The organism is Roseovarius sp. MS2, from assembly GCF_051447875.1.
Classification (GTDB): Bacteria; Pseudomonadota; Alphaproteobacteria; order Rhodobacterales; family Rhodobacteraceae; genus Roseovarius; species Roseovarius mucosus_A.
In genome coordinates, this window is record NZ_JBKHVF010000005.1 from 46,130 (window position 1) to 63,752 (window position 17,623).

At 60.0% G+C, this 17,623-nt stretch carries 20 protein-coding genes; 3 read left to right on the plus strand and 17 right to left on the minus strand.

Translation table 11 applies throughout. The features are described from left to right. Positions 1-30 precede the first annotated feature (30 nt). The 10 genes from ACLGGT_RS21690 to ACLGGT_RS21735 all read right to left on the minus strand — a co-directional run bounded on the left by ACLGGT_RS21690 (position 31) and on the right by ACLGGT_RS21735 (position 6,494). A complete protein-coding gene (locus ACLGGT_RS21690) occupies positions 31-675 on the minus strand; it encodes an antitoxin of toxin-antitoxin stability system (protein ID WP_437197665.1) in 645 nt (214 codons plus the stop codon). Next, positions 668-1,081: a hypothetical protein gene (locus ACLGGT_RS21695; protein ID WP_437197666.1), complete on the minus strand. Its 414-nt coding sequence runs from the start codon at positions 1,079-1,081 to the stop codon at positions 668-670. Before ACLGGT_RS21695 ends, ACLGGT_RS21690 begins: the two co-directional genes overlap by 8 nt. Positions 1,082-1,156: 75 nt before the next feature. Then, a complete protein-coding gene (locus tag ACLGGT_RS21700; protein WP_437197667.1) occupies positions 1,157-1,354 on the minus strand; it encodes a hypothetical protein in 198 nt (65 codons plus the stop codon). Position 1,355: 1 nt separating this feature from the next. Next, positions 1,356-1,733, minus strand: coding sequence for a DUF6915 family protein (locus ACLGGT_RS21705; protein WP_437197669.1), 378 nt, complete (start codon positions 1,731-1,733; stop codon positions 1,356-1,358). A 10-nt stretch (positions 1,734-1,743) separates the two neighbouring features. Continuing rightward, entirely contained in the window at positions 1,744-2,235 is a 492-nt protein-coding gene (locus ACLGGT_RS21710) for a DUF6878 family protein (RefSeq protein ID WP_437197671.1), read from the minus strand. Positions 2,236-2,338: 103 nt separating this feature from the next. After that, positions 2,339-2,857, minus strand: coding sequence for a DNA repair protein RadC (locus ACLGGT_RS21715; RefSeq protein WP_437197672.1), 519 nt, complete (start codon positions 2,855-2,857; stop codon positions 2,339-2,341). A 96-nt stretch (positions 2,858-2,953) separates the two neighbouring features. Further along, the gene (locus ACLGGT_RS21720) at positions 2,954-3,454 is read right to left on the minus strand and encodes a hypothetical protein (RefSeq protein ID WP_437197674.1); all 501 of its coding nucleotides are present in this window, start codon (positions 3,452-3,454) and stop codon (positions 2,954-2,956) included. Between the two features lie 90 nt (positions 3,455-3,544). Continuing rightward, positions 3,545-4,744 carry a DUF932 domain-containing protein gene (locus tag ACLGGT_RS21725; protein WP_437197676.1) on the minus strand — a complete coding sequence of 400 codons (1,200 nt, stop codon included), beginning with the start codon at positions 4,742-4,744 and terminating at the stop codon, positions 3,545-3,547. Positions 4,745-4,867: 123 nt separating this feature from the next. Further along, complete coding sequence (locus ACLGGT_RS21730; RefSeq protein ID WP_437197678.1) at positions 4,868-5,905, minus strand: hypothetical protein; 1,038 nt, start codon at positions 5,903-5,905, stop codon at positions 4,868-4,870. Positions 5,906-6,089: 184 nt separating this feature from the next. Then, positions 6,090-6,494 (minus strand): single-stranded DNA-binding protein, encoded by a 405-nt coding sequence (locus ACLGGT_RS21735; RefSeq protein WP_437197680.1) that lies wholly within the window; start codon positions 6,492-6,494, stop codon positions 6,090-6,092. A gap of 424 nt (positions 6,495-6,918) precedes the next feature. On the opposite strand from ACLGGT_RS21735, the gene ACLGGT_RS21740 reads away from it, so the two are divergent. The 3 genes from ACLGGT_RS21740 (at position 6,919) to ACLGGT_RS21750 (ending at position 9,185) form a co-directional block, all read left to right on the plus strand. Further along, positions 6,919-7,239 carry an H-NS histone family protein gene (locus tag ACLGGT_RS21740; RefSeq protein WP_437197682.1) on the plus strand — a complete coding sequence of 107 codons (321 nt, stop codon included), beginning with the start codon at positions 6,919-6,921 and terminating at the stop codon, positions 7,237-7,239. A gap of 285 nt (positions 7,240-7,524) precedes the next feature. After that, positions 7,525-8,115 carry a hypothetical protein gene (locus tag ACLGGT_RS21745; RefSeq protein ID WP_437197684.1) on the plus strand — a complete coding sequence of 197 codons (591 nt, stop codon included), beginning with the start codon at positions 7,525-7,527 and terminating at the stop codon, positions 8,113-8,115. Continuing rightward, a complete protein-coding gene (locus tag ACLGGT_RS21750) occupies positions 8,115-9,185 on the plus strand; it encodes a helix-turn-helix domain-containing protein (RefSeq protein ID WP_299566686.1) in 1,071 nt (356 codons plus the stop codon). Before ACLGGT_RS21745 ends, ACLGGT_RS21750 begins: the two co-directional genes overlap by 1 nt. A gap of 93 nt (positions 9,186-9,278) precedes the next feature. Here ACLGGT_RS21750 and ACLGGT_RS21755 read toward each other — a convergent pair whose 3' ends face one another. The 7 genes from ACLGGT_RS21755 to ACLGGT_RS21785 form a co-directional block, all read right to left on the minus strand. After that, positions 9,279-9,443 carry a hypothetical protein gene (locus ACLGGT_RS21755; RefSeq protein WP_317389062.1) on the minus strand — a complete coding sequence of 55 codons (165 nt, stop codon included), beginning with the start codon at positions 9,441-9,443 and terminating at the stop codon, positions 9,279-9,281. A gap of 387 nt (positions 9,444-9,830) precedes the next feature. Beyond that, complete coding sequence (locus ACLGGT_RS21760; RefSeq protein ID WP_437197686.1) at positions 9,831-10,304, minus strand: hypothetical protein; 474 nt, start codon at positions 10,302-10,304, stop codon at positions 9,831-9,833. Between the two features lie 99 nt (positions 10,305-10,403). Next, complete coding sequence (locus ACLGGT_RS21765; protein ID WP_437197687.1) at positions 10,404-12,581, minus strand: ParB/RepB/Spo0J family partition protein; 2,178 nt, start codon at positions 12,579-12,581, stop codon at positions 10,404-10,406. 169 nt (positions 12,582-12,750) lie between these two features. Then, positions 12,751-13,965: a plasmid replication protein RepC gene (repC, locus tag ACLGGT_RS21770; protein WP_437197688.1), complete on the minus strand. Its 1,215-nt coding sequence runs from the start codon at positions 13,963-13,965 to the stop codon at positions 12,751-12,753. 213 nt (positions 13,966-14,178) lie between these two features. After that, positions 14,179-15,111 (minus strand): plasmid partitioning protein RepB, encoded by a 933-nt coding sequence (repB, locus tag ACLGGT_RS21775; protein WP_120352560.1) that lies wholly within the window; start codon positions 15,109-15,111, stop codon positions 14,179-14,181. Then, complete coding sequence (gene repA, locus ACLGGT_RS21780; RefSeq protein WP_437197691.1) at positions 15,095-16,288, minus strand: plasmid partitioning protein RepA; 1,194 nt, start codon at positions 16,286-16,288, stop codon at positions 15,095-15,097. Before repA ends, repB begins: the two co-directional genes overlap by 17 nt. A gap of 143 nt (positions 16,289-16,431) precedes the next feature. After that, positions 16,432-17,316, minus strand: a complete 885-nt coding sequence (locus tag ACLGGT_RS21785; RefSeq protein ID WP_437197692.1) for a recombinase family protein — start codon at positions 17,314-17,316, stop codon at positions 16,432-16,434. Positions 17,317-17,623 lie beyond the last annotated feature (307 nt).

Consider the following 17,623-nt stretch of genomic DNA (forward strand, 5'->3'; position numbering starts at 1 on the left):
GGTTTTCTGACAGTTTTCAACCCTGCGTTCTCACCCAAACCGCTGCCCCCCTTCCGTGAAGGTGTATTCATTGGCGATGATGCCGTCCTCAACGGTCTCGTCCGAAATCAGATGGTCATATTCACTCTGGAGTTGGCGGTAGAGCCAACGGGCGAGATCGCGGATCGCCTCGGTCACAATCTCTTCCGCATCCTCGGTGGGCGGCTGCCAGGTCGGGCTGTCGCGGGTGACGTCCACCGACATGGTGTATTCGTGATAGTAGCGGCCCCCATGGCTGACCTCGGCAGCGAGCTGGTAGAAGTTCCGCCGCTGGATGGCCTGCAGCCGGTTGGCGATACCGTGCAGCGTCGCGTCCTGGGGCGCATAGTCACGGATTCGTGCGGGCGCGCCCTTGGCATGGGACCAGTATCCCTCCAGACACGCCCCGTCGCCTTGGCTCCAGAATCCTGAGACCCAGATGCAGGGCTTGGCCCGCGTCCCTCCGCCCATCAGGCGGATGGGAGTGGTCTTGAGGCGGATGCCCAGAATTTCACAGATCCGCTCGAAATCCTCGTAGACCGCGTCCCACCAATCGTCTTGGGGCCCGAGCTCGCGATACCAGCTGCGCGCCTTTTCCTTCGCCGCATCCGAGAGTTCAGGGAACTGGTAGACTGTTGTGCAAATGACCTCAGGCATGTGCGTCCTCCCCGTTCAGCGCGGCGGCCAGCCATTCTTGCGTGCTCGTCCAGCCGATGGACTTGCGCGCGCCGAGATCGATGACATGCGCGCCGCCGCCGAAGGCGTCGAGGCGAGGCCGGGAACAGGTCAGACCATACTGGAACCCCCAGAGGCCGGTGAGGTCGAGGTCTTCGGCCAGGCGCAGCACGAAGCGGATAACCGCCTCGACATCGCCGTGCTCATCATCATGGATCCAGAGGGTGCTGCCCTCGGGCGCGTCCTGATGCACGAGGGTGAAACCCGCCACCTCCGGGTCGTCGGCGTCCTGATCCGCAGCGCGCAGGTCATGAAACAGCGCGCGAGCGGCCTTGTCGGGCGTGCCGACGTCGATCAGGCATGAGAAATGGGTGAAGTAATCCGCCATAGGGACCTCCTGAGATTGAGAAACCCGGCCAAGGGGCCGGGCACTGGATTGGGATGAAGGGATGGGGCAGAGCGATCAGCCAGATGGCGGATCGCCTGCTGCCTGACGCGCTGCGTGCGCGCAAAGCATCTGCCAGTAGAAGCGTCTACGCGCCGTTCGGAAGCTGCGCACGGCGCGCGTGTCGGGGTGCAGCGCCCGGACCGCAGCGCGCAGGACCGTGAAGGGCGACGCCGTCGGCGGCAGGCCAAGGCGCAGGTATGCGGGATCGGTCATGTCAGATGACCTCGACCACGAGCGAGGCGAGATGCGGATCGACCTGCGCTTCGATCCGCTCGGTCCGGCCCATCCAGGGCTCGGGCCGGATCGCCTTCACCCAGTCGGCGAAGCTCGGGATGAAGCCGAGGTCCTCCTTCACATGCTGCTCGCCGACCCAGCGGGTCGGGATGATGCGCCCGGTCGAAAGCGTGAGGGTCGGACCGAAAATCGTCTCGGCCATGAAAATACCCTCGGCGTGGTGCCGCAGGGCCCGATGCCGAAAATCGGCGGTGATCTCCTTGCTCTGGTCTAACCATGTATGCACCGCGATGAAATCATCGACCGTGCCGCCCCATTTCTTCACCGAGGACTGGGCGTGGTGATAGGGATGTGCCATCGCTGCCCCCTCAGAAATCGTGCGTGTAGAGTTCGGACGAGGTGAAGCGCTCGTTGAACTCGAGATGGATGCAGCGTACGGACGCGTCGAAGCAGAACTCACCCCACGCGCCGTCATTGTTTTCCCAATCGCCATGGGTGTCGGAGAGGAAGTCGTAGGTGAGCTGCTCGACGACATCCTCCAGTGAGAGCTTCCGCATCTCAACGTCGGGGTCATCCCAGGTCAGCGCGGCATAGGGGATTTCGGTCGTGGGGAAATCGACAGCCGTCTCGCCCGCCCAGGCGCCGATGCTTTCGATCTGGCCGCTGTCACCGGCACCGTCGAAGGTCACGGTGACATGGGTAATCCCGGCGGCCATGAGGCCATCGAACAGGCGGTCCTTGTTGCCGGGGCGCAGAGCGAGGGTCCGGGCGGTGCGTTCGGCATGCGCGGCAAGGATCGCCCCGAAATCGACGGTGGATGGTCGCAGCGGGGCGGCCAGAGTGGGTTCAGTCTGGGTCATGGATATCTCCGTTCGGTGAGGACAGGTCAGACCCCCCGGGTGGCGCACTCTTCGGGCCCCCGAAGGCTCAAACCCTTCCCAGCCCTCCTCCGTCTCTCGGGCATCACGCCGCGATCTGCAGCGCCCGGGCGGCAAAAGCGCGCCACAGCGGATCGACAAGGCGTGCGTCCAGAAGATCGGCCCGGCGACGCAACCGCTGCGCGAGATCGGATTCGTCCCATTCGGCAGCGCGGGCGGCTTGTGTGCGGGACTTGCAGGCTTCGATTACGACAGCGCGGGCCTCGACCGCGTTCGCAACAGGATTGCACCATGCGACTGCGCCGTCGCTGGCGGCCCCGGCCAGAACAAGGCGTTCGTCGCGATCAAGTATCGCAAGAAGCTGCGGAGCGGCATCAGGGCCGATATCTTCAGCATGATCGATCGCCCCTCGCATGGCTTCGGCCAGCGTATTGAAACGATCCAGAATCTTGGGGTGCGCCTGTCCAGACATCAGAGCTGCGGGCGTTCGCATCGCAGTCGTCAACGCAAAGGATAAACATGGATCGGGAGGCGTGTTCGGGAGCGCTGTCGCGAAACTTGTCGTGCGTGTTCTCGGTTGAATCTGGAAAGGAAGATCGAACATGTGGGTATCTCCGACGGTGCGGGAAGCCTCTCTCCCCACTTCACCCGTCAAAGACCAAACAGCTGCCCTCTCACTCGAAGGAGCGACAACGATCCGTCATTTGGACGCTGGTAAATCGCTCCATCGAACCCGCAGGTAGCGACCTTCGCGTTTTGGCAATTCCTTTCGGTCGATCATTCTGCCCGACACCTGAAAGTCCTCGTTGATCTTCACGACCAATAGCTTGTTGAAATTTCCATTTGTGTCGACCACGACCACGTCTTTCGTTTTGAACGGCGTAATGGTTTTAACTTCCACGTGGTCGTTGCCAAGCCTTCCATCAGCCCCTTGGGCATAGGTTTTATTCAGCTTGATGCCGTATGTGATAGCGCCAAAAAGTTCACCGATATCGCCGTAGACAGAAAGGTGAAGGCCCGTTTCCAGATGATAGCTCTCAGCAAGCGAGATAAGATCCTCAAAATAGGGGATCATGGACCTGATCGCGTTCGGGTATCTTGCGCCCCATTCCTTGTAGCGAAGCTGCTCGTCGATCTCCGACCAGGTAACCCATTCGCCATCATCGTAAAATGCGCGATCCGACCAATCTATTTCTTCCATTTATGTTCGCCCAACTTGAATCACTTCAAGCAAGTAGCAATTCAATTTGGCAATAAAGTGGCCGGAGGCAACAGAGCCTCCGGCACTGTGTCAGCCGACCCGGTCGAGAAGCTTCTTGGCGCGCCCCTCCATGTCGAGGCGGGCATCCTGCTGGGTCTTGTCGCGCGCCAGCCGGGTGATCCCCTGCACGAAGTCAAAGATGCTTTCCGGCGGGCGGCCCTCTTCCATCAGCACCTTTTCGATGATCTTGCCGCTCTCTGCCTTTGAAAAGCCCCGCTTGCGCAGAAAATCTGCGCGATCCTCATCGCTGCGTGCCACGATCTGCTGTCGCGCCGCCTTGATGCCGTTCACGAACCCCTGTGGTGAGGAATTGGCAAAGCGGGTGAGTGCGGGGGCCGCCTCATGGGCAAAGCGAGACGCGGCGTATTTCGAGTGGCGGATGCGGATCTCCTGAAAATCCTCGACGCCCCAGAGATTGCGGTTCTGGCATACCGCCCGCAGGTAGAAGCTCGCCATGCCGAGGGTCTTTGCGCCCACCTCCGAGTTCCAGCAGTAGAAGCCCCGGAAGTAGAGATCGGGCGAACCGTCGGGCAGCTTGCCCGCCTCAATCGGGTTGCGATCATCGACCAGGAACAGGAAGACGTCCCGGTCCGAGGCATAGAGCGTGGTCGTGTCGCGGCTGATTTCGACATCGGGGTTATAGACCCCGGTCGACCAGTCGAGCACGCCCGGCACCTTCCAGCGCGTGTCGCCGGTGCCATTGCCCGCGATGCGCTGCACCGCCTCGACCAGCTCGAAATCGTGGATGCGGCCATAATCGGGGCCGGTCACGGCGCGCAACTCCGTGCGGCCATCCTCGGTCTCGAAGGTTTTGACCTGCTCGGCGCGGTGGTTGGTCAGACCGTATTGCAGGTTGATTCCCGCCAGCGGCGCGGGCAACTGCCGCAGGTAGGAGGCAGGAGCGCCGACGATGCTGGCAAGCTGGCCAAACGCCCAATGCGTCGGCGCGACAGGCTCCTGCGCTTTCGGCAGCATCAGGTGCAACCGCTCGGGGTTGTCGCGCGCGGCCTCGACCCGGATGTCAGCTGTCTGGACAACCCTGCTGCAGCTGCGCTCGGAGCGGCCTTTCACATCGGCCCAGAGATCGTCGAGCGACAGATACCGCTCGTCATCGGGCCGGTTGAACCATTCGGACGATACCCGCCCGTTCCGCTCGCCTCGGCTCACATCCACCTTCCAGCCACCAGCCCGCACCGGCTGACCTGGATCCAGAACTTCTACAACGCCCATCGGCATTCCTCCGTGACAGGCGCCGGGAGCCACTCTCCCAACCCTCAACCCGTCACCGGAAAACCGGCACGCCTCTGACTCTAAAAATGCGGATACCCACCATCAGTCTTAGAGCAAGACCAATCAGGGGAGCTTTTTGTCGGGTACCAGTGCAGCCCAGCCACGCACAGCATCTTGGTGTGAGATTAACCATTCGCGCAAGGAACGCGTTGCGACAATCCCTGTGCGCACGGACTCAATCTGCTCATCAAAGGGCGTGAAATGATCCAACGCCGGAGTTGGCACCACCAGCATGAGACCGGCGCGCCCTGACTTACGCTTGTTTACCGTTGGGATAGCACGGATGCCCGTTCCGGCCAAATCTGCCGAGATTTGGGCAGCAAGTTCATTAAAATGATCGCCCCACGTGTAGAAGTTGATATTGGCATTTGCCTCGCGAAGCTGATGGACGATCCGCATCTGCGGCAAGAATGTCCATTTCGGTAGGGATTCTGGAGCGAAGATCATGGTCACACTGTCGGCGGCGCTTTCGCGCAGCATGGAGGGTCCAGGGACGAGCTCAGGTGCAGTTTCGCGCAACAGCGCGACATAACGTTCGGTAAATTGCCGCTTGGCTGGATGGACAACCTGGGTATAGCCGCGCCGCTGTTTCTCGATCGCCTGCCGCATCATACGAGCGCGGTGCGCAAGCCGACCACCCAACTCCCCTGTCTCACGAGCGGCGCGGGTTTCAAAAAACTTGGCGAGACTTTCGTAGCTGATTGCGTGGTCGAAACCCGCGGCGAAGACCGCATTTGCAGCGCGATATTCCTGCGGACAAACAAGGATCGTGCGTACTAGATGATAACCAGCCGCCTGTTCGACAGCTTCAGCACGATAGGATTCGGCCTGACGTGGCTGTTCAGATGTGTCGAGTTTGTTCTCGATCAACAACAGGACATCCCCAGCATTCGTCTGCACCCGAACCGAAATATCGATCTCGCGTCGACTGTGGATGCGGCGCACGGAGTGCATGACCGACGCGTGCTCAACTACCAATTCACTTAGGCTGATAGATCTTAGCATGGCCGAAATGAACAAAGGTGAGGCAGCAAATTCCTCGACTAGCAGAAGATCGATATCACGCTCAGTGGCGTGGGTCAGGACAAGCATTTCGTTCATACACAGCACCTCAGTCAGCAAGTTGTGCAACAACGACATGCGAATGTGGCATTGCTCGGGCGGGACGGTGACCAGTCTATTATTCGGTCCACTTCGTGACTGAAATGAAGGCAGGTCGCTTAAGCCGAACCCGGCGGGTGTTCCCGCCGGGCCCGAGGGGGAGACCCGGCGGGCGAGCCCGCCCTCAGAACGGGATCTCGTCGTCGCGGTCGACCAGCTCGGGGTTTTCATTCTCGGCCGACTTCGGGCGGCTCAGGAAGTCGACCTTCTCGGCGATGATTTCGCAGCCGTAGCGGTCGTTCCCCATGCTGTCGATCCACTTGCTGTAGTGGATGCGGCCGTGGACGAGGACCTTCATGCCCTTTTCGCAATGCTCCGCGACCGTCTTGCCGAGACCGTTGAAGCAGGTGATGCGGTGCCCTTCGGTGTCCATGACCCGGTAGCCGTTCTCGTCGCGCAGGACGCGACCTTCCGAGAGGCGGGGGCGAGAGGTGGCGAGGCTGAAGTTGGTGATGTTGGTGCCGCCCTGGGTGGTGCGGGTTTCGGGTTTTTGACCGATGTTGCCGGCGAGGATGACGATGTTTTGCATGATTAGCTCCTGTGTTTCCTGTCTTTGGGACCGTCCCTTCGACAAGACCCGGAAAAAGCCCGTCGGGTGACGCGTGCACGGTGGACGGCACGGACCCCGGAAACCCCCAGAGGACCGGGGTGGCGCGGGCAGCCCCGAAGGGGCAACTCGGCCCGGACTGACGCGGGGTTGCGCGCAGGAGACCGAACGGGATTAGGGGATTGTCAGTCGAAGGGATGGACCAGAAGCCAGAGAGGCACGGGGAGCCCATGCCAGAACTTGTCACCCTGCCGATCGGGACAGCCTGATCCCAGTCCAGCACCTCCTTGGCGGCGAAGACGGCGACCAACAGCCTTTGTCACCCCTGCCCTTGCCTCCCGGGAGTTGCGGCACCCTGCCGCGACGGGCTATCGATACCGGAACATTAAGGACACGGACCGCATCGATGGCTGATTACGATCTCGAGGCGTTGTCGCTTCCCGAGCTGAAGAAAATGCAGAAGGACGTCGCCAAGGCGATCTCCACCTTTGAAGATCGGCAGAAGGCGGAAGCCCGCTCCAAGGTGGAAGCTGTAGCCAGAGATCTGGGCTACTCCCTGGCGGAACTGGTCGGTACAGATAGCAAGCCCAAGCGCACCCCAGCTGCACCGAAATACCAGCACCCTAAGAACCCGGCCCTCACCTGGTCCGGTCGTGGGCGTAAACCGCTGTGGTTCGTGGACGCGCTGGCTGCCGGCACAACTGCCGGTGATCTGGAAATCCGCTGATTGATTACCAACCCTGCGGCTAAAGAACCCGAGGCGGATCGTTGCCCGACCCGGTCATTCGGGCCTAGAGCCCGCGCAGGACAGGAGCTGCCTCATCTGGGCGCTCGGTGCGACTGACCTGCCCCTCCGAGCGCCCGTCAGAGAGGGTGAAAAGCGGTCATTGATGTAGATAAGAAGCGGGTCCTGCCTCATAAAAATCACCCTACGAATTGAATTGTGAATAATTTGTCGTTGCTTTTGTAAATGGCATACCGTATCTTATCTTCAAAACCATAGGGGCCGAGCATGCCGATTCCAAATCAGGCGGTCGTCAAGCCGATCATTGACGAAATCCGCGACTCGATTGTCGCCATAATCCACGAATCTTGGGATGATTGGATGGCCAGCGATTTTGTTGGCGTGTGGCGTTGCAAACGTAGCCGTGCAAATTTCGTTTGGGAACAGATCATCGGCAAAGCGCATGCCGAACTCACGGACCTTGAAGGTGTTCACATCATCGAGGGCACCGAAACACTTAAATTCATGATGCAGGATCAAGTCCTTTTCCGGTTCAAAAAGGCGGACGATGCAGGACGCACTGCAAACGTTGCCACACAGATGGCACTCGCTTTTCACAATCACGAGCAAGATCTGCTTGGCTTGCCGGAAGTTCAACGCGTCGAGGTCGTCTACAAACTGAATAAGTTGGAAACAGCTGTGAGCGACATTTGTGTGGTTGCTCGTGATGGCGACCGTGTTGCTTGGGAGTATAGTTTGCTGGATGCCGCTGATGTGGTAATTCCCCTGCCGATGCCCGAGCCGGAACCAGCGCGTCCCGCCGCGAAGATTGTCAAACTTAAAGGCGCATCCGGCGAGCGCAAACAGCGCGATAAGTGATGCATACCAGTTTCAATCAAGACCTGCTGCGTATAGCGCGGCAGGCTCGCGGATGGAGTCAATCCGAGTTATCTCGCCGTTCGGGAGTATCGCAAGCGAACCTCTCTAAACTTGAAAACGGACTTATTGGGCCAACTGAGGACGTGCTTGGAACCGTAAGTGCTACTCTCGGCTTCCCCCAAAGCTTCTTCTTCCAGAACGACCGTGTCATCGGCTTGCCGATGAGTGTCCAATACCGGAAGCGTGCAAGTGTTGGTCAGAAAGCTATTGAGCAACTCGAAGCGGAGTTGAATATCAGAATTCTTCACATCAGGCGGTTATTGGATGCTGCCGACCTTGAGCCAGAATTGGCGTTGCCGCGTTTGGACGTCGACGAATACGACGGCGACCCTTCGAGAATTGCCGAACTCGTGCGGCGTACTTGGCTGGCACCCAGCGGTCCAATCCGAGACTTGGTTGGATGGGTGGAGCGGGCCGGTTGCATTGTTGTGCATTGCGACTTTGCTGCTTTGAAAGTCGATGGCTTCACAGTCCAGATTGCAGATATGCCCCCGTGCATATTCCTGAACCGTAACCAACCTGCTGACCGGCAGCGGTTTAGCCTTGCGCATGAACTTGGTCATGTCGTCATGCACCGCGTCCCATCACCAGAAATGGAAGATGAGGCGAACGAATTTGCTGCTGCGCTGCTGATGCCTGCTCGCGATATTCGCTCGCACCTTTCGGGTCGCCCTCTCACCATTCAAAGGCTCGCGGGTTTAAAGCCAATTTGGCATGTTTCGATGGCTGCGCTTCTCGTGCGAGCAACGACAATAGGCGCTATCACCGCAAACCAGAGTCAGTACCTATGGCGGCAAATAAGTTCCATGGGGTATCGCCGTACTGAGCCACCAGAACTTGATTTCAAACCGGAGGAGCCAACTGTTCTGCCGGAAATAATCAGGCTTCACCTCGATGAACTCGGCTACGATGTGTCTGATCTTGCAGAAGTGTTGCGCTCGACAGAGGACGATGTAAAAACGCTCCACCCGCTTCCGGCATCAAACGGACACCTTCGAGTGGTAAAATAGACGCTTCAAGTGCATGTAAGGTTTGGACAGCGCGACGACGCAGCAGGAGGCGCGTCTGCGCCACCGCGTGAGCCTGCCGAGGTAACCGTGTGCCTAAGCCCACGGGTCAATCTCGACCAGCACCTGAACCTCGTCGCCGTCGATTTCATCGGCGGGGACGGCGCCATAGGATCCATCCCCTGCCTGGAAGACGACGATCGAGACCATGAGCGTGGCGGCGAGGGAGGCGGCGAAGGCGTGTGCATCTTTGCGGGACATCTGTTTGGCTCCTGTCTTGGAGGCGGGGGACCATCCCCCGCGCGACAGGACCTCGCAGGCCCGAATACTGGCTGACATCACCGGGTGCGTTCGGCTCGTCCGAATCCGACCGGCGGCACGGGCTTGCCCGTAGTCCGACCCCTCGCGGGTTGATCTCGAAGACAGAATTCGGGGCAAGGAAGGGAGTGGCGAGCGGGGGATGGTCCCCCAACGTCAGGAGCCGATTGTCCCGCTGATGCTTCTAACGCCGCCAGCCTCCCGGCCTAGATCTTAGTTGAAGACGTCCTTCCTTGGGGATGGCTCCTTTGGCGCCCCGCGACATCGCGGGACAAGGTTGTGATGGTTGAGAGGCCCGCGCTGAGGCGGGCCCCTCGGTTTCAGTTGGGCTCAGGCGGCCAGGTCCGCGCCCCCTGCCCTTTCGCACTCTTCATCGCCAACGATTTCAAGTCGCGCATTGCGGTATCCTTCCTTGGCGATCCAAAGCTCGGCCGCAGTGATGGATTCCGCCAGATGCAGCAGCTCCGTGTTGCCGCCGAAGTCGAGGAGCACACGCACCTGCCCGGGCTTCGGCTCCTCGGCCACCTCGAAGACCAGGGCGCTGTCAGCCGAATGGCTGCGCATGATGGTGACGAGGATCACCCCGTCCGAGGAGAAGTTGCCCTCATGCAGCGTGAACGACGCAGGTGCCGTCCGTTTAGGGTAAGGTCGGGGTGGCTCCTTTTTCACAAGGCGGCCGACACCGTTCGAACGCTCCCAGGCCGCCAGCTTCTTTGTGAAGCGTGCCGGCGGCTTGGGACTGCCGTCGGTGTAGCGAATGAGCGCCCCAAGGGGCGCGGTGTCGATGATGGTTATTGCAGACATGATTCCTCATTCCGAGTGCGAAAACCGCACTCATCTCATTGATATTGTTACGTTATAGGGTGATTGGGGGGCGAAATGTCCGCCCCCTGCCAGATCACGTTATTCCGCGGCCAGCATCGACGCGCTTTCAGCAGGCAGGTCATCCGTCAGGAATGCAGGAAGGTCAGCCTCACTGACGCTGTCGGCCAGTTCGGCATCCGCCCCCTGCCCTTCGGCACAGTCCTCACCGTCCAGCGCCACGAGATCGTTCCGGCGCAGGACCTCGGGCAACCAGCCGCTGCCCTTCAGGAAGCGCTCGGCCTCACTGGCCATCTCGCCTTTTTTCAGGTGATCGAGGAGCTGGGCAGTCCCCTCCCCTTTCGCCTCCCGCACGGCTTCGAGGATGCGGGCCTTGGGCACGCGGTTGAGATAGGTGTCGACCGTCGGCTCCCATCCCGCCTCGACCATATCGAGATCTGTGGCACGCGCCACGAGATCGGCATGCGCCATACGCCGGGTCAATCCGCTGGCAGAGATGCCTGCCCCGTAAGGGTTCACTTTCTCATGCAGCGCGTTGACGCCGAAGCTGAGGCAATGCGCCAGCAAGGCCAGCCGACTGCCCTGATCGAGGACCGTCAGATAGTCCCAGAGTGCCGCATCATCGCCAAGCGGCAGATCGGCTTCCCATTCCGCATGACGCTCGTCGACCAGCTTGGCCACCACACTGTCCTTCAGATCGGGCGCCTGCGCCGACATGTAGACGTGTCGCACTGAGGCTTCGAGACAGCTGCCCGACGCCCCGGAAGTGCGGAAAGTGTCCGTGACGAGCTTCAGGAGCAGCAGCGTCAACGCCACGTCGGGCGAGCGCCCGATCGCTTCACGCAGCGCCAGCGTCCGGTGGGCCGTCAACTCCATGACCAACCGCTCGGGCAGCGGCTTCAGCGCGCCGTCGTCTTCCTCCTCGGAAAGGTCTGCGCCGATCGGCTGGCCACCCGACATGATGACGGTTCCGCCATGAGCGGCACTGACATGGCCATCGGTGAGATCACGATCAGCCCCCTGCCTCGCCACCGCAGGATCAGCACCATCCTGGACCGCGGTCTCCTCAACGGGCTCATCCTCTGGACGCACATAGCCGCGATAGACTGCCAGCGCGCCGTAGCGGTCGAGCGTGACGAACGCCCCTGCCCGTTCGATTTCCAAGGGATCGAAGATCAATGGCCGGGTCTCGATCTTTTCCATCTCCGTTTCCAACACGCCAAGCCGCGTGTCGATCTCGTCGGGGATGTCATCCTGACCCGCGTATTCCTCTTCCAGCGCCCGATACTCGGCGAGCAGCTTCGCATGAGCCGCACCTTCGTCATCCGTCATTGGTGCCGGATCACCGGACAGGGACCGCAGGCCGTGGCTGTAGCCGTAGGGCAGGTCGAGTGCGACCTCGATCCACTTCCAGCCCTCAACTGCAACCGTCTCAGCCTCGGCATTGAGTTTTTCTGTCACCAGCCGATCAAGCAGGGCAGGGTCTTCGAGCCAACCTCCATCATCGCCTTGGAACAGGTCATGCAGCATCGTGCCGCCCGCCGCTTCATAGGCCTCAACACCTACAAAGACCGCGCGTCGGTCAGACGCCCGGACCGAGGTCTCGGTCAGCATTCGCCGGATTTGGAATGGCTCCTTGTTCCAGGATGAATGGATCACATCCCAGACCTGAACCTGACGCGCGTGATCGGGGTTCACGGTGAAGGCCATGAGCTGCTCCAGCGTCAAGCCATCTTCGGCATAGACCTCAAGCAGGTCAGGGGCGACGGAGGCGAGTTTGAGGCGCTGCTTCACGATCTGCGGCGTTACGAAGAAGGCCGCAGCAATCTCCGCGTCGCTCAGACCCTTATCGCGCAGGGACACAAACGCGCGGAACTGATCCAGCGGGTGCAGGGCGACGCGCTGCATGTTTTCTGCAAGGGAATCGTCCTCGGGCAAGATCGTGGACGCAGCATCGCGGACGATGCAGGGAATGGGTGTGGTCTTTGCCAAACGCTTCTGCTTCACCAGCAAGGACAATGCTTGGAACCGGCGGCCTCCGGCCGGGATCTCGAACTTGCCGGTCTCGGTCCCATCGTCAGCCAACATGGGCCGCACGCTCAGGCTCTGCAACAGACCGCGGCGGGCGATGTCTTCGGCGAGTTCCTCGACGGACACGCCAGCCTTGATACGTCGCACATTGGACTGGCTCAGCACCAGCTTGTCAAAAGGGACATCCCGCGAAGGGGACAGGGTGATTTTTTGGACAGCTTTCGTCATCAGATCTTCTCCACGACGGGCGTCGGAAGCCACTCTCCCGATCTCACTTCCCGTCACCCTCAAACCAACACTCCTTTCCCTCTCGATAATCGGATGGTTGCCAAGAGGCGACTTAACAGCTGTTAAGTCTGGCCAACTGAGCACCGACGACGTCGAAACTTAACAGCTGTTAAGCCGCACTTCGCCGTCCGATCAAAGCCATGACCATCGGACCGCAAGAGAATTCGCCCGCCGCGGCCTTGGACGTCAGCGCCCGCAAGTATCCACCCGGTGATCTGATGTCGGAAAAACGTTCCAGCATGGCCACGACGACGATCGAGGCTTGCTCTGGTCCCATGCAGCGCTGCGCTTCTTCCCAAGCGGAAACACTGATCCCCATGGCCGGCCGTACGTGACAAGCCGCGTCGAAAAGCTGGTGCCAGTGTCGAACGTCGCCCTGATAGAAAGTCTTGAGCGAGGGACAGCCGGCGATCACCAGGTGGAGTGGGATTTTCGGTACCCGCCTCGTGTCAGGCTCTTCAACGTCAGCCACAGGCTCATCCGTATCAATATCAGGCGCGCCACTCGCCGCTGCCCCGCCTTTTTCTAAGGCAGGTTCAAGATCTATAGATTTTTTATTTGAATTATGATGGTGACGCTCAAAATGGGCATCATTGGTGTTCATTTCTTCTGTTTCAGGGCCGTCAATGACATTACGCGCCTGGTCAAGCAGGATCTCCAGTTCAGTCCGGAATGCCGACAGATCCTCAAGCGAAAGCTTGCGGCGAAGAGCGCGGGCTGTGAGGGCGGCCGTATCGCTGAGCTGATCCCATAGGCCAAGCCCGGGCTGGATCTCCTCGCCGAACTCCGCCAGAGCGGCCAGGTCGCGACGCATGAGGCTCACCACCTCCCTCAGTCGCCGCACACGGTCCTCAGCGTCACGCACAGCCTCTGCGGCCCGTGCAATCTCCTCTGCCCGACAATAGAGCGGGGAGAGATCAAAGCCGAAGGCCACGCGATCTTCGCCACGCTTGCGCACATACCGCTTCCCGTTGGGGCTATCGCGCCGCATGAGCAAGCCTGCGTCTACCAACCGGGCGAGGTGACGGCGCATCGTCGAGCAAGGCATGCCGTTCAGCCGCTCGCAGATCGCCTTGTTGGATGGGAAGACGACCATTTCGGTGTTCCCGCCAAGCGCATCGTCCGGAAAGAAGCTGAGAAGTCCCTGAAGAACGGTCAGATCGCGCTCGGAAACCCCAAAGGCTGCCTGCGCCTTGGACAACTCGCGGAGGAGCTCCCACTTGTTGACGGGCTTGCCTGGAACAGATGCCTCGGGCCGCTCGATCACGCGCAGATGGGCGTGCGATATCGGCCGCATAAACGGCGAAATTGGTGTGTACTCCATGAAAATATTCACGAAGGCAAAATTTGAGTGGCCCGCGAATCGCTTTGCGCTTGCGGGAGAGGGGCCAGATCGCTACATTCAGAGGTGCGAAAACTGAAGTTTTGTAGCGGGCTGGTCCCGTTCGAAACCTAATTAAGGTCTCGTGAAGCTAGCTTCTCGGGGCCTTTTTCATTCTTGCCTGTATCGTGCCTCCTTTTTTTTGGTTGCTCTTCCTCAGTCTTCTGAGCGCTTCCAACGCTCATGAAGCTCGGTAAGCAGCTGCGGGGCGTTGCCCTCAAGCCAGCTGACAAATTCAGTATCCTCGGACTTCAACTCGAGCTTGAGTTGCTTGCCACGGCGTCCGGTCGTGACGGTTGCAGCACCGACCCCCGGAATGACCGTTTCAGGCTGGCTGCGCGAGCGAATCGAGGAAGTGGAGTGCTCGGTCTTCCCTGCCGCAGAAAGGACTGCCAAAAATGCCCGGTCGGACTTCTCATCTATTCCACCCGAATGGATTGACTTGGTTTCATTGGCCAAGGCTGCGAGTCGCTCGTGGTCCACATCTGCAGCACCAATACACTTCTTGAGTTCCTCCCATCGCGGTCGGCCGATCCCAGGTGCCGCACCGATGGCCAGGACAAGATCTTCTCCTACGGTGCGGACAACGCTTAACAACTGCGAAACCCCAGCCTCGGTCAGATTGAGAACCTCGGCAACGCCCTTGTTGGTGCGCTCTGACTCGCCCAGGTGGTCTCCATCAAGCAAGGCAGCGGCTACGAGCGCGCGTTCGATAAAGCTCAGATCTCGCCGTTCCTGGTTTTCCAGCAACTGATCGCGAAGCGCCTGATCACCCTCCATTTCCGTGACAATTGCGCGGACCTTGATCCCAAGTTCTCTGCAAGCCTCAAGGCGACGGCGGCCATAGATCAGGCTGTAGCGATCACTCTCAAGTGGGCGCACTAGAATCGGAACACGCTGGCCGTTCTTGAAAATCGATGCCCTCAGACCCTCGATCTCGATCTGAAGTCGGTCATCTAACCGACCTGCAGTCTCGATATGACCGGGGTCGATTTCGAAAACACCACCTCGGAGCCTGCGCCCCTCAAGAGCGTCGGGCGCGTTGCGCAGGGTCTGCAAGGGCAGACCAAGTTTAGGCTTTCTTGCCATTGCGTCCCCACGTGTTCTGAATGATCGCAGCGATCTCGTCGTTGACGCCGTTCATGGAATCGATCGCGCGATCGAAAGTCTGGCGCGTGAATTCCTTCTTGTCGGCCTCATAGAGCGTCTGCTTTGTGAGCCCCGCATCCGAAATCGCAGTCGATTCGACCATGTGATTGGTCAGAACGGACCTGCCGAAAAGACCCCGGATGAAGGCAATGACCTCAGTTTGCGGTGCATCACCCACCTTGTAGCGAGTTGGCAGGAAACGCAGCCAGTCAAAGCGAAGGTTTGCGCCGGCGTCCCGGATGACGCCAAGCAGATCAGCGGTCATGCGCAAAAACTGCGACATAGACATGAGATCGAGCATCTGTGGGTGAACGGTGACAAGCACCCCGGAGGACGCCGACAAGGCAGACATGGTCAGGAAGCCAAGCTGCGGCGGACAGTCGATGACGACGACGTCATAGTCTGCTTCAACACTATCGAGCGCATCACGCACACGGGCAAAGAACGCGCGGGCGCCGCCTCGCTGGATGGCAGCCGGCGTCTCATGTTCGAATTCCATGAGCTCTAGGTTCCCGGGGATAAGGTCGAGGCCTCGGATGTAGGTTTTACGGATTACTTCCGAGATCGGGACCGGTTCATCATAGCGAACTGCGTCATACAGCGTTCCACCCTCCATCAGGTCCAGCTCAGGCTGGATGCCATGCAGCGCGGAAAAGGATGCTTGGGGGTCCAGATCGATCGCAAGGACACGATATCCCTTGAGAGCCAAGCGCTGCGCAAGGTGAGCTGATGTTGTCGTTTTCCCCGAGCCGCCTTTGAAGTTCACAACGGAGACAATCTGAAGCTCGTCACCGGCACGACGCCCCGGCACGTAGGTCCCAGGCTTCTTCGCGTTTGCCTCTAGGGCGCGGCGGATCTCCCAGATATCATCGAGTGTATACCGACGGTGGCTGCCTGCGGTGGTTTCGACGTCAGCGATCTTTCCTTCTCGATGAAGCTTGCGAAGGTAGGTATGATCGACGCCAAGCAACTCTGCCGCCTCGCCGCTAGTCAGGCTGCGCATGACTTTCTTGGCGTCGGGAGGGAAGTGGGCCGCACGTTGCGCATGAAGGTTTGACGCGAGAAGCTCTGCGTAGTGCCCGATGGCAATGTCCAGGTCCTGCTCAGCTTCGCTCATCTCTGCCTCGATTCGTGGGCGCGTTTTTTATGTGACTGCGCGTTATTTATCGAGACTATTGCCCGAGCTATCAGATTCGTGCAAGCTCTTTCTAGATATGGTGTGCTTCAACCACACAGACACAAGCGCAGGCACTACTCAATTCAGTCAAGCAACCCAAGTTTCTCAGCGCGTTCCAGAAGCATTTTCACCGATGACGGCTGCCACTTGGACCTTCCGCGTGGTGTCCGCTCACGCATAGTCTCCAGCCGATCACAGATGGCCTGTAGGGTCATGTCGGGTTTGGCGCCCTTGATGCCTGCGACAATGGCGGGCAGGCGGTCGTCCGTTTCGCGGCGCCCGGCGCGGGCCAGCACCTCGACAGGCAGGAAGCCGTCGCGGACATAGGCCTTCACAGCGCGCAGCAGGCGGCTTTGGGTCCAGCGACGCGCCTCGGGCAAGGGGCCGTTGATGATGCGCACCACGTCTTCCCAGGCCAAGTCGGGTCGCAACCGGCGCACATGGGGTACCCAATCTTGTGCCGTCTCGTTCAGCCGCTCCATGTAGCCGTCCTGCCGCGCCAGCCGCACCTTGCGCAGCGCCGCCGGATCACGGGCGCGCAAGCCCGGGTTCCCGCCGAGGCGGCCCTTGGTACGCGCAGATGCCAGCCCCGCCTTGGTCCGTTCCCGGATCAGGGCGCGCTCGAACTCCGCCGCGGCGCCTAAGACCTGCAGCGTGAACTTGCCCTGCGGGGAGGACGTATCGATCGGATCGGTCAGCGAGCGGAAGAAGGCTCCCTTCGCCTCCAGCCGCTCGATCACCTCCAGCAGATGCGACAGGGATCGCGCGAGGCGGTCAATCCGCACGACCACCAGCGTGTCGCCCTTGCCGATGCGCTCCAACACCCGCGCAAGCACCGGCCGCGCACGATTGCCGCCCGAGGCTTGCTCTTCATGGATCTCCGCGCAGCCCGCGGACTTCAGGGCCTGCGACTGGGGCAGGGGGGTCTGATCCTCGGTCGATACGCGCGCATAACCGATCAGGGGCATCAAAACAGTCTTTTACAGTTTCATATAACGCCAATAAACGACCATTTGTAAACGAATGCAAGGGTGTGCTCTGTGGCGCCACTCACCAGAAACCCCTTGGTTTCTATACACTGAGCGCGATCAGAGAACCCTCGCCGACCATCGCGCGGGCGTGCTATACAAAATGTAGGAGAACTCGCGCAGAAAACACTTGGGTAGTCTGCAAAAACACCGTATTTTGCACATATGATATCCCAAGCCCTTGCATTTCATGATGATTCTGATGCTCTCCCCATCGATGCTGAGGAGGTGGAACAGTCGCCTGAGG